Origin of the sequence: Desulfuromonas sp. (assembly GCF_002868845.1) — a bacterium.
Classification (GTDB): Bacteria; Desulfobacterota; Desulfuromonadia; order Desulfuromonadales; family BM501; genus BM501.
In genome coordinates this window covers 74423-86321 of the sequence record NZ_PKUB01000056.1, presented here as the reverse complement: position 1 = coordinate 86321, position 11899 = coordinate 74423, and the positions used below count along the sequence as shown (strand labels likewise).

At 66.2% G+C, this 11899-nt stretch carries 9 protein-coding genes, 4 tRNA genes and 2 pseudogenes; 1 reads left to right on the top strand and 14 read right to left on the bottom strand.

Features of this window, described 5'->3' with window-relative positions; all coding sequences use genetic code 11:
* The 9 genes from C0617_RS16930 to C0617_RS16890 form a co-directional block, all read right to left on the bottom strand.
* Positions 1-120, bottom strand: a 120-nt coding sequence (locus tag C0617_RS16930; protein ID WP_291317948.1) for a GTP-binding protein, incomplete at its 3' end; no start/stop codon positions are given.
* 121 nt (positions 121-241) lie between these two features.
* Positions 242-317: transfer RNA gene (locus C0617_RS16925), tRNA-Thr, on the bottom strand.
* 40 nt (positions 318-357) lie between these two features.
* Positions 358-434, bottom strand: a tRNA-Gly gene (locus C0617_RS16920).
* A 130-nt stretch (positions 435-564) separates the two neighbouring features.
* Positions 565-649: transfer RNA gene (locus tag C0617_RS16915), tRNA-Tyr, on the bottom strand.
* A 52-nt stretch (positions 650-701) separates the two neighbouring features.
* Positions 702-777, bottom strand: a tRNA-Thr gene (locus tag C0617_RS16910).
* Positions 778-960: 183 nt separating this feature from the next.
* Entirely contained in the window at positions 961-1701 is a 741-nt protein-coding gene (rlmB, locus tag C0617_RS16905; RefSeq protein ID WP_291318210.1) for a 23S rRNA (guanosine(2251)-2'-O)-methyltransferase RlmB, read from the bottom strand.
* A gap of 3 nt (positions 1702-1704) precedes the next feature.
* Positions 1705-2439 carry an orotidine-5'-phosphate decarboxylase gene (gene pyrF / locus C0617_RS16900; protein WP_291318209.1) on the bottom strand — a complete coding sequence of 245 codons (735 nt, stop codon included), beginning with the start codon at positions 2437-2439 and terminating at the stop codon, positions 1705-1707.
* Entirely contained in the window at positions 2436-3665 is a 1230-nt protein-coding gene (locus tag C0617_RS16895; RefSeq protein WP_291318208.1) for a DUF4388 domain-containing protein, read from the bottom strand. Before C0617_RS16895 ends, pyrF begins: the two co-directional genes overlap by 4 nt.
* A 22-nt stretch (positions 3666-3687) precedes the next feature.
* A complete protein-coding gene (locus C0617_RS16890) occupies positions 3688-5403 on the bottom strand; it encodes a proline--tRNA ligase (protein ID WP_291318207.1) in 1716 nt (571 codons plus the stop codon).
* A gap of 221 nt (positions 5404-5624) precedes the next feature.
* Here C0617_RS16890 and C0617_RS16885 point away from each other — a divergent pair, with 221 nt between their 5' ends.
* On the top strand, positions 5625-7115 hold the full coding sequence (locus C0617_RS16885) for an AAA family ATPase (RefSeq protein WP_291318206.1): 1491 nt from the start codon (positions 5625-5627) through the stop codon (positions 7113-7115).
* Between the two features lie 55 nt (positions 7116-7170).
* On the opposite strand, the gene C0617_RS16880 is transcribed toward C0617_RS16885, so the two are convergent.
* The 5 genes and pseudogenes from C0617_RS16880 to ispG all read right to left on the bottom strand — a co-directional run bounded on the left by C0617_RS16880 (position 7171) and on the right by ispG (position 11809).
* Entirely contained in the window at positions 7171-7926 is a 756-nt protein-coding gene (locus C0617_RS16880; protein WP_291318205.1) for a class I SAM-dependent methyltransferase, read from the bottom strand.
* 270 nt (positions 7927-8196) lie between these two features.
* Positions 8197-8706 (bottom strand): hypothetical protein, encoded by a 510-nt coding sequence (locus tag C0617_RS16875; RefSeq protein WP_291318204.1) that lies wholly within the window; start codon positions 8704-8706, stop codon positions 8197-8199.
* Positions 8707-8757: 51 nt separating this feature from the next.
* Positions 8758-9673 (bottom strand): annotated as a pseudogene (gene pgi, locus C0617_RS16870) (glucose-6-phosphate isomerase); the annotation flags it as partial.
* Position 9674: 1 nt separating this feature from the next.
* A pseudogene (pgi, locus tag C0617_RS16865) lies at positions 9675-10501 on the bottom strand (glucose-6-phosphate isomerase); the annotation flags it as partial.
* Positions 10502-10741: 240 nt separating this feature from the next.
* A complete protein-coding gene (gene ispG / locus C0617_RS16860; protein WP_291318203.1) occupies positions 10742-11809 on the bottom strand; it encodes a flavodoxin-dependent (E)-4-hydroxy-3-methylbut-2-enyl-diphosphate synthase in 1068 nt (355 codons plus the stop codon).
* Positions 11810-11899: the final 90 nt, after the last annotated feature.

The window sequence follows — 11899 nt, the reverse complement described above, 5'->3', positions numbered from 1 at the left end:
GCCGGCCTCGGCCAGCACCTTGGTGATGGCTGCGGTCAGGGTCGTCTTGCCATGGTCAACGTGACCGATGGTCCCTATGTTGACGTGGGGCTTTGTTCTCTCAAACTTCTCCTTGGCCATTACGTTATCCTCCCTGTGGTCTTATGAGATCTTTTGTTCAAACTCGGGTGCAACCGCCGGAGACTGTACCGGGGCCCGAAATCAGCTGAAACAGGAAAATCCCCCCCATGGAGGAAGTAAATGGAGCCCACAATCGGACTTGAACCGATGACCTCATCCTTACCAAGGATGTGCTCTACCTGCTGAGCTATGTGGGCTTAATTCACTACCAACCTGCGGAGAAAGAACAGCTAATTTTGGAGCGGGAAACGGGACTCGAACCCGCGACCCTCAGCTTGGAAGGCTGATGCTCTAGCCAACTGAGCTACTCCCGCCCAAAACGAAACCCGATCTTTTATGTGCAGTGTCTTGGACTCGGCCCCAGCCGCGGTCCCAGTACGAACGGCCATTCGGCCTCCTGGATGCCACTGCGCTGATCTTTGTCCGGCAAGCAACTTTCTTTATTGGTGGAGGGGGGAGGATTCGAACCTCCGAAGTCTACGACGTCAGATTTACAGTCTGATCCCTTTGGCCACTCGGGAACCCCTCCAGGGGAAGCGAATCTTTATTTTTCAGGGGGCGTTTTAAGCCCCGTAGCCCACTGGAGCTGGCGACAGGAATTGAACCCGCAACCTGCTGATTACAAGTCAGCTGCTCTACCAATTGAGCTACGCCAGCACAAGGCGGGATTTATACAACAACGATCGGCAAATTGCAAGACTATTTTTTCGAAAGCCGACCCCCCGCCGAGGCGAAAGCAACTTATAATCGATTTACGAAATGATGTCAACCCATTTGGTGTTTTTTTCCGCAGGCCGTCCGTTCACGGCCCTTTTCTCCGGAAAAACCTCCAGTCCGGGCCTAAACGCTCCGCTGCCGGAGCGCCTCGAAAAGGGCCACCGCCGCTGCCACCGATGCGTTGAGGGAGCTCACCCCGCCGCGCATGGGGATGGCGAGCAGGCCGTCGCAGTGGCGCCGGACATTGGGCCGCAGCCCCGTCCCCTCGCTCCCCACCACCAGGGCCAGGTCTCGCACCAGGTCGGTGCCGTAGAGTGACTCGGCCTCGTCTCCGCCCGCCATACCGAAGGCCCAGACCCCTTCGTCCTTGAGCTGCTCGAGGGTTCGGGACAGATTAGTCACCTGACACAGGGGGATGTGGGCCAAGGCCCCCGCGGCGGCCCGGTCGACGACCGCGGTGATCGAGCAACTGCGGTCCCGGGGGACGACCACCCCGTGGCAGCCTGCGGCATCGGCGCTGCGCAGGATCGCCCCCAGGTTGTGGGGGTCGGTGATGCCGTCCAGAAGAAGGAAAAAAGCTTTTTCCCCCGAATCGCGCCAGCGCAGGATGATCTCTTCCAGCGAGACGAAGGCGAAGGGCTCCACCCGCAGCACTGCCCCCTGGTGGTGGCGGCTGCCGGCCAGGCGGTCGAGGTCCTGTCGATCCCTCAGGCGGATCGGCACCCCGGCCTCCCGGGCCAACTGCTGCAGCTCATCGCCCCGGGCCGAGCGGTCTTCCCGGAGCAGAAAGAGCTCCAGAGGGGGCCGCTGTGAACCCTGCAGGGCCTCCCGGACGGGGTGAATGCCGTAAATAAGCTCGGCCATGACTCAGGCCTTCTCCAGGGCTGAAGCCATCTCTTCGAGAATCCGGTCGGCGGCCTCCACCGGGTCGGCCGCCGCCGAGATGGGACGGCCGACCACCAGGTAGTCGGCCCCCGCCGCAATCGCTTCAGCCGGCGTGGTCACCCGTTTCTGATCGTCCAGGGCGGCGAAGGCCGGCCGTACGCCGGGGGTCACGATGACAAAGTCGCCGCCGCAGGCCTGCCGGATCAGCTCCACCTCCCGGGGAGAAGCCACCACCCCGTCCATGCCCGCCTCCCTGGCCAGGCGCGCAAGGCGCGGGACCATCTCGACCACCGGCCGTTCGATCCCCGCCTCGCACAGGGTCTGCTCGGTGGACGACGTGAGGATCGTCACCGCCAGGAGCAGGGGGCGGTCCTTGCTGCCTCGCGGAAAGAGGGCATCGACCTCGGCGACGGTCTTCTCCATCATCTCGCGGCCACCGAGGGCGTGAACGTTGAACATCCGCACTCCCAGCCGGCAGGCTTCGGCCCCGGCTTTGGCCACGGTGTTGGGGATGTCGTGATACTTGAGGTCGAGAAAGACCTCCCCCCCCTCGCCGCGGACCATGTGCACCACCTCCGGGCCGCAGCGGGTGAAGAGCTGCTTGCCGACCTTGAACACCCCGACCTTTTCGCTCAGGCGCTTGACCCACTGCTCGGCGTCCTCGAAGTTGTCCACATCGAGGGCGAATATCAGTCTCTTTCTGGCTTCACTTATCATCGTTTACTCCCGACAAGACTCTTGACCCGCCGGGAAATCTCCTGCACCCGGTGGGTCAGTTCGGCCGCCTCGGCGCTCTCCAGCTCCCGGCGCGCGGCGGCGCATTCCATGAAGACCAGTTCGCCCAGAGACTCGGCCAGCAGCTTTTCCTGGTCCCCCTCCTCCAGGCCGGCAAGGTTAGCCATGATCCTCCCCCCGTCCACGCTGCCGTCCTCCCGCAGGGTCACGTCGCGCAGCACGTAGGAGAGGGGCTGGGGAAGGTCGCGCAGGAACATGGCCACCTCGCGGTCGAAGCCAGGGTCATTCCTGACCAGACGCCGATAGAGGAGGCTCAGCACGCCGTTGTAGACGGCCAGGATCTCCCCCGGCACCCCCTCCAGCTGCACCGGCGGTGCATCCTCCAGGCGCACAGCCTCCTTCTCGAGCAACTGGAAAAGGAGACGCAACCCCTCGAACTCCCCGGCGCCGCTGCGCCGCAGCAGCTCCCGGACCGTGCCCTGCCCCTCGGCGACCAGCTTGAACAGGCTGCTTTCGGCGGGGCTCAAACCCTTGCCGGGCTCCCCGTCGGCCACCGGCACCGCGTCGAGGGATCCGATGCGACGCATGAAGAGGGCTCGCTCGTCGAGCCGGCGCAGCCCCTCCATGATGAGGTTCTGGGTGCTCATGGGCAGGCGCACGATCTCCTCGCCCGCCAGGTCCTTGGAGACGAAGGAGAAGCCTCCCCCATGGAAGGCGAACAGGTTGTAGACGATCCGCTCGACCTGGCTGCGGGTGGCCGTCCAGAGGTCCTTGGGGGTCACCCCCCCCTTGTCGACCAGGATCTTACCGACCGTGTTGCTGCCGGTGGCGAACTGGCGGGCCCTCTGTAGGGACTCGCGGTCCACCTTGCCGAGATCGTACAGGACCTCCCCGAGATCCTCCTCGGGAAAGGTGCTGGAGGCGTAGACCACCTCGCCCGCCTCAAAGAAGAGTTCCTTGGCGCCGCCCGCCAGGTCGAACCGGAGCAGCCCCGTCCTGCGGAACATGTTGCAGAAGGAGAGCAGGTCGGGGACGGAGACCTCTCCGAGCGTACCCGCCAGGATCACCTCCCCGTCGTCGCCGGGGGCGACCAGAAGGAGGTGCCGTTCCGAGTGAGAGGTCAGCTCCAGTGGGCGCTCGCCGATCCGGCGGGCCGCATGGCCCGGCAGCCCGAGGCGGCCGTGGCTGTCCAGGGTGATCTTTTTCATGAATTCATCCGCCGATATCCCTCTAGGCCAGCGCGGCCCTGACACTCTGCTCCACCTGCCGGGCCGCCTCGGCCACGGGCAACATGGTGCGCTCGCCGCTGCGGCGCTCCTGGAGTTCCAGGGAGCCCTCCTTGAGCCCCCGGGCCCCCACGGTGACCCGCAGGGGGATACCGAGCAGGTCGTCGTCCTTGAACTTGACCCCGGGACGCTCGTCCCGGTCGTCGAGGAGCACCTCGACCCCAAGCTCCCCGAGTTCGGCATAGAGGGTTTCGGCGGCCACGCGGACGGCGTCGTCGTTGGGGTTGAGCATGGTCACCAGAACCTGGAAGGGGGCGATGGGCATCGGCCAGACGATGCCGTTCTCGTCGTGGTTCTGCTCGATGGCCGAGGCCATGGTGCGCCCGACGCCGATGCCGTAGCAGCCCATGAAGAGGGTCTGCTCCTTACCCTGATCGTCGAGGACCGCGGCGCCCAGCGCCTCGGAGTACTTGGTCCCCAGCTTGAAGACGTGCCCCACCTCGATCCCCCGCCAGACCTCCAGGGTCCCCTCGCAGCGCTGGCAGCGGTCCCCGCTGACGGCCTGGCGCAGGTCGGCGAAGGTGTCGACGGAAAAGTCCCGCTCCAGGTTGACCCCGACGATGTGGGCGTCCTTCTCGTTCGCCCCGGTGACCGAATCGGCCATCGCCTTGACCTCGTGATCGGCGAGAATGCGCAGCTGCTTCAGCCCGACGGGGCCGGCAAAGCCGCTCGGGGCGCCGGTGGCGCGGATGACGGCCTCTTCGGGGGCCATCTCCACCCAGTTGCAGCCGAGCAGGCGGCAGAGTTTGATTTCGTTCAGCTCGCGGTCTCCGCGCAGCAGCACCGCCACCGTCTCGCCGGTGTCGGTCTGCACCACGAGGGTCTTGATCAGCTTCTCCGAGGTCGTCTCCAGGAAGAGGGCCACATCCTCGATGGTCTTGCGGGCCGGGGTGAGGACCTTCTTCACCTCCTCGGTGGCCGGCGGCGTCGGCAGGCCGGCGTCCTGGATCTCGGCCTTCTCCACGTTGGCCGCATACTCGCAGGCACCGCAGGAGACGATCGCGTCCTCCCCCGAAGCGGCCAGAACCATGAACTCGTGGGAGGAGGTCCCGCCGATCGACCCGGTGTCGGCCTCCACGGCGCGGAACTTCAGTCCGCAGCGCTCGAAAATGCGCCGATAGGCCTGGTACATCTTCTCGTAGGACAGGTCCGCCCCCGCGTCGTCGAGGTCGAAGGAGTAGGCGTCCTTCATGATGAACTCGCGACCGCGCATGAGGCCGAAGCGGGGCCGGATCTCGTCGCGGAACTTGGTCTGGATCTGGTAGAGGTTGAGGGGCAGCTGGCGGTAGGAGCGCACCGTGCCCCGCACGATGTCGGTGATCACCTCTTCGTGGGTGGGTCCGAGGCAGAACTCGGATTCCTTGCGATCCTTGAGGCGCAGCAGCTCCTTGCCGTACTGCTCCCAGCGCCCCGACTCCTGCCACAGCTCGGCGGGGGTCACCATCGGCATGAGCAGCTCGATAGCCCCGGCGCGGTCCATCTCCTCTCGGACGATCTTCTCCACCTTGCGGAGCGAGCGCAGGCCCATGGGCATGTAATTGTAAATGCCGGCCGCGACCTTGCGGATCATGCCGGCCCTCAGCATGAGTTGGTGGCTGGTCACCTCGGCCTCGGCCGGGGTCTCCTTGAGGGTGGGAAGCAGGTATTGGGTATAGCGCATGACAGACCTCTCGAGAAGGGATTTTCACCGTCGCCTGTCCCCCGGGGCGGGGGCCGGAATGACCTCGGAACCTAGCGTATTTCGCGGCCGATTGCAAGCAAATGCGTGGCCGTACCCGGCCTCCTCTCCGGCGATTTGCTGTGGACTTTCTCCGGCGGATGTTTTAGAGTTTTTTGCCTTCCCCCGGCGCCCCCCCCAGGCCATTCACCGAGGAGCCGACCATGGTCAAGGACTTCAGCCTGTCCGCCTTCAGCCGCCTGGTTGCGGCGGGCACCCCGTTGCTCTACATCACCACCGACAGCGAAAGCCGCACCGAGGCCCTCATCACCCGGGCCGCCCTGCAGCGGCTCAAGGGGGTCCCCGTCCCCCAGGTGTGGAACTGCACCGCCGGCTTCCCCGGCAAGAACAACGACGCAGACCCCCTGAGTTGCCTGCGCTGGGCCATCGAGCAGGAAGGTCCCGGCATCTTCGTCTTCAAGGACATGCACTGGTTCTGGGACGACAACCCCTACCTCCAGCGCGTGCTCAAGGATTTCGCCGCCGTGCGCCGCCCGGCGGGCAAGACCCTCGTCTTTCTCGGCGCCGAGCCGGAGATTCCCCCGGCGCTGCGCGAGGACTTCCTCATCCTCGACCACGGCCTGCCCGACCGCCTCGAAATCATGGCCTTCCTCGAGGCCCAGCGCAAGAAGGACCCCTTCCTCGAACAGATCCTGGCCGAGGAGGACGCCCTGCCCCGCCTGACCCTCGCCGCCCAGGGACTCGACCTCTCCGACTTCGACCAGGCCCTGCGCAGGGCCCGGGTCGCCAAGGGGGCGGGACTCAAGGAGGTGGTCGCCTCCCTGCACCTGAACAAGAAGCAGATCCTGCGCCGCAGCGGCATCATGGAGTTCGTCGAGAACGAGGTCCAGCCTGAGCACGTCGGCGGCATGGAGAACCTCAAGACGTGGCTGGAGAAGCGGGAGAAGGCCTTCGGAACGACGGTCCTGTCGGCCGGCCACAACCTGCCCAAGGGGGTGCTGATCATGGGCATCAGCGGCTGCGGCAAGAGCCTCTTCGTCAAGGCCATCGCCAGCCGCTGGAACCTGCCCCTCGTGCGCCTCGACATGGCCACCGTCTACGAAGGGACCTTCGGCTCGCCCGAGGGCAGCCTGCGCCGCGCCTGCAAGACCGCCGAGGCGCTCGCCCCCTGCGTCTTGTGGATCGACGAGATCGAGGCGGGGATCTCCAACCAGGGCTTCAAGTCCGAGGGGGGGCCGGCCTCCCGGGTGCTCGGGTACTTCCTCACCTGGATGCAGGAGAAGAGCCAGCCCGTCTTCGTGGCGGCCACCGCCAACGCCATCGAGCTTCTTCCCGCCGAGGTGCTGCGCAAGGGGCGCTTCGACGAGATCTTCTACATGGCCCTGCCGAGCCTTGTCGAGCGCGAGGAGATCTTCCGCATCCACCTGGAAAAGCGCGACTTCGACCCGGCCGCCTTCGACGTCACCATGCTCGCCCACTCGGCCAAGGGCTTCTCCGGGGCGGAGATCGAGCAGGCCGTCGACAACGCCTCCTTCGAGGCCCTCGCCAAGGGCCGACCCATGATCAAGCAGGACCTCATGGAGGCGATCAGCCGCACCGTCCCCCTCTCCGTCACCATGGCCGAGCAGATCAAGAAGATCGAGGCCTGGGCCTTCAAGCGCGCCGTGCCAGCCAGCAAAACGGAAAAGACCTGACATTCGCGCCTCAGCGCCCACGTCAGGTCTCAGCTTCCAGCTTCCAGCTTACAGCTTAAACCCGCCCCACCCTCAGCCCGAGGGGCCAGGAGCACCTCCGGGTCCGGTCCGGGTCCCCCCAGGCTTTTTCCAGTTCGTCCCGCACGACGGCCAGCGGATCGCTTCCCCGATCGTCCCGGTAATGGCGCACCGCCGACCAGGTCCCCAGATAGCCGAAAAGCTGCTCGAAACTCCAGTCGGTGGCCATCGCAAAGGGAGGCACCTCGATCTCGTCAAAGGGGAAGGGAATCCCCGCGTAGGCCTCGTCCACGTAGCGGCGCTCCGGCGGCCAGTAGGGGGCGACGACCTCGTGGTAGAGCCGGTCGACGACCCGGTCCACCCCCGGATCGATGCGCAGCAGGCCGTAGGTCCCGCCGGCGATCACCCCGCCGGGCCGCAGCACCCGGCGCACCTCGGCGTAGAAGAGGTCGAAATCGAACCAGTGCAGGGCCTGGGCGGCCACGATCAGGTCGAGACTGGCGTCGGGCAGGCCCGAATCCTCCGCCGTTGCGACGCGGTAGGTCACCCGCGGATGGGGGATCGCCCGGCCGATCTGGGGGGCGCTGGCGTCGGTGGCGACCACAGCCTCGAAGTGCTCGGCCAGCATCAGGGCCGCCTGGCCGCTGCCGCACCCGGCGTCCCAGGCTTTCTCACGACCCGGGGCCAGGGAGGCCAGCCAGGCGAAGAGTTCGGCGGGGTAGGAGGGGCGATAGCGGGCGTAGACGTCCGAGAGGGGGGAGAAATGGTCTTTGAAAGTATGCTTGTCGTTCATCGCTGCAAAGAATCTCCTTCTGTGATTCTGAAGAACGCAAGGTGGGTTAAGGCGCCGAAGGAGCCGAATCCACCAATGTCCGCCGCAGAAAGCACAGCGGTATTATCCGCATGGGGGGATTCGCTTCGCTTGATCCACCCTACCGTTAAATCAAAAAACCGGCCGTCAGCATCCGCTGACCCGGCCGGTCTCCCCTCTTCTATGTCCTCAAAACTNTCCTCAAAACTCCCATGCGCCAAAAGTAGCAAGGAGCGCCCGGTTAGGCAATACTTATTTCCCCTCCACCTTCACCAACTCCCCCCCGTCAAACCGGAAGATCGGCGTCACCTCCTCGGTCGGGCAGCACATCGGCTCGTAAGGGCCCTGGGTGAGCATATCGACCGTCACCGTGCCCTTCCTGACGGAGAGGGTGCGGACCTTCACCCGGTCGCCGAGAAAGACGGAAGAGACATGGTTCGGGCGCCCACCGTCGTTGAGGATCGCGGCCAGTTCGACGAAGCTGCCGCTGCCGCCGGTCTCTGTGACGAGGATCGCGACGGCGTCCTGCAGCCCGTCGCCGTCCAGATCGCCGTAGGCAACGGGCCCGGCGAGGGAAACGCGCAGGCGCCTCAGGGGATTGTCGTACACCCCCTCGGCGAGGTGGACCCGCCCCTCCGGGTGGTAGCGCGAGGAATAGCGGCTATTTTCCAGGGACTCGGCGGACAGGGACGGCCCGGCCGGGGGCGCGGCGAGGCAGCCCCCCAGAAGGGCCGTCAGGCAAAGCAGAATTATCGAACGCATCGTTCCCCTCCTTTTTCAAATACAGAATTCAGGAATCAGGCACCTGAAACCTTAATCCCCCCGGTTCGCCTTGTAGTAGTTGATCAGGCCGTTGGTGGAGCTGTCGTGGCCGCCGACCGCCCCCTCCCCCTTCAGCTCGGGGAGGATGCTCCCGGCGAGCTGCTTGCCGAGCTCCACCCCCCACTGGTCGAAGGAGTTGAGGTCCCAGACCGCCCCCTGGACGAAGATCTTGTGCTCGTAGAGGGCGATCAGCGAGCCGAGGGTGACCGGGGTCAGCTTACGGAAGAGGATGGCGTTGCTCGGCCGGTTGCCGGGAAAGACCTTGTGGGGCAGGAGCCTGTCCACCGCCTCGGGATCAAGGCCATTGGACTCCAGCTCGGCCCGCGCCTCGGCTTCCGTCTTGCCCTTCATGAGGGCCTCGGGCTGGGCGAAAAAGTTGGAAAGGAGGATCTTGTGGTGCTCCCCGAGGGGGTTGTGGCTCTCGACCGGGGCGATGAAGTCGGCCGGGACGAGCTTGGTCCCCTGGTGAATCAGCTGGTAGAAGGCGTGCTGCCCGTTGGTCCCCGGCTCGCCCCAGATGATCGGCCCGGTGGAATAGTCCACCGCCTCGCCGGCCCGGGTCACCCCCTTGCCGTTGCTCTCCATGTCCCCCTGCTGCAGGTAGGCGGGGAAGCGGTGCAGGTACTGGTTGTAGGGAAGGATGGCGTGGGTGTCGGCGCCGAAGAAGTTGTTGTACCAGATGCCGAGCAGCCCCATGAGCGCCGGGATGTTCTCCTCCAGAGGGGCGCTGCGGAAATGCTCGTCGGCCCGGTGGGCCCCCTCTAGCAGCTCCTCGAAGCGATCCATGCCGACATAGAGGGCGATGGAGAGGCCGATGGCCGACCACAGGGAGTAGCGGCCGCCGACCCAGTCCCAGAACTCGAACATGTTCTCCGCGTCGATGCCGAACTCGGCCACCTTCGAAGCGNAGGCCGATGGCCGACCACAGGGAGTAGCGGCCGCCGACCCAGTCCCAGAACTCGAACATGTTCTCCGCGTCGATGCCGAACTCGGCCACCTTCGAAGCGTTGGTGGAGACGGCGACGAAGTGGCTGGCGACGTGAGCCTCGTCGTCAGCCGACAAAAGGAACCACTCCCGGGCCGAGCGGGCGTTGGCCATCGTCTCCTGGGTGGTGAAGGTCTTGGAGGCGATGACGAAGAGGGTCGTCTCGGGATCGAGGCCTTTGAGGGTCTCGGCGAGGTGGGTGGCGTCGACGTTGGAGACGTAATGGACCCGCAGCGTGCCGCCGTAGGCCCCCAGGGCCTCGGTGACCATCAGCGGGCCGAGGTCGGAGCCGCCGATGCCGATATTGACCACGTCGGTGACCGCCCGGCCGCTGTAGCCGGTCCAGTCGCCGCCGCGCACCCGGTCGCAGAAGACGCGCATTTGGGCCAGCACCGCGTTTACCGCGGGCATCACGTCCTTCCCGTCAACGGCGATCGGCCGGCCGGAGCGGTTGCGCAGGGCCACGTGGAGGACCGCCCGCCCCTCGGTGACGTTGATCTTCTCCCCGGCGAACATGGCCCGGACCTTCTCCTCGAGCCCGGCCTCGCGCGCCAGCGCCACGAGGAGCCCGACGGTCTCGGCGGTGATGCGGTTCTTGGAGTAGTCGAAGAGGAGGTCGCCCAGGCGCAGGGAGAACTTCTCGAAGCGCCCCGGGTCCTCGGCGAAGAGCTCGCGCATGTGACGGGGGGCGATGGTCCGGTGGTGCTCCTGCAGCGCCTGCCAGGCCGGCAGCTCGGTCAATTTGGACATCTTTGTCGCCTCCCTCTTTACGAGCCCCACGGGGCACGAGTCAAAAACGTGATTGATGGTGTACCATCCCCCCCCTTCGACGCCGCCGGAGCGCAGCGGGCGTTTTGAGAATCAGGGGGCCAGATGTCTGAGCGACAGCGAGTTTTTGGCCGCCCTCAGAACGGCCGCGGAGCGGAGAGAACCCGAAGGGCACCCCTTGTCGGAACCTCCCCCGGTGCACGGCACAGCCGAAAGCGGCCGTCAGACCTTTGCCTCCTCTTCGGCCATGCGCCGCGCCTCCTCGACCAGGGCGTCCGCCAGGTCTTCCTCGGCCACCTTGCGCACCACCTCCCCCTTGCGGAAAAGGAGTCCCTGCCCCTTGCCGCCGGCGATGCCGACGTCGGCCTCCCGGGCCTCGCCGGGGCCGTTGACCACGCACCCCATGACCGCCACGGTGATCGCCGCGGGCAGGTCGCGCAGGCGCTCCTCCACGGCCTCGGCGACGGGGATGAGATCGACCTGGCAGCGGCCGCAGGTGGGGCAACTGACGAAGACCGGGCCGCGCTCGCGCAGCCCGAGGCTCTTGAGGATTTCCCAGCCGACCCGCACCTCGTCCACCGGGTCGCCGGTGAGGGAGACCCGCAAGGTGTCGCCGATCCCGTCGTAGAGGAGGACCCCGAGGCCGACGGCGCTCTTGACCGTGCCGGAAAAGGTCGTCCCCGCCTCGGTGATGCCGACGTGCAGGGGGTAGTCGACCTGGCCGGCGAGGAGGCGGTAGGCCTCGACGGTGCGGCGGATGTCCGAGGCCTTGAGGCTGACCTTGATCTCCCGGTAGCCGAGCTCTTCGAGGATGCGGATGTGCCCGAGGGCGCTCTCGGCCATCGCCTCGGCGCTCGGGTGGCCGTACTTCTCGAGCAATTCCGGCTCCAGGGAGCCGCCGTTGACCCCGATGCGGATCGGCACAGAGCGCTCGGCGCAGGCCTTGACCACCTCCTCCACCTTCCACCTCTCCCCGATGTTTCCGGGGTTGAGGCGCAGCCCGTGAACTCCGCCCTCGAGCGAGGCCAGGGCGAGGCGGTGGTCGAAATGGATGTCGGCGATCACCGGCAGGGGGCTCTGGCGCACGATCTCGCCGAGGGCCGCCGCCGCGTCCTGATCGGGGACGGCGCAGCGCACGATCTCGCAGCCGGCCCGGTGCAGGCGACCGATCTGCTCCAATGTGGCGGCCGCGTCCCGGGTGTCAGTGTTGGTCATGGACTGGACCGTGATCGGGGCGCCGCCGCCGACGGCGACGCCGCCGACGCGGATCTGGCGGGTGGTGCGGGACATGGGGAAACTCCTGACTATGTTATCGGCAAACCTTCATGGCGGAGGCGCTGCGCTCCATCCACCCGGCCCCCCTTCTTTACCCTTTGCGAC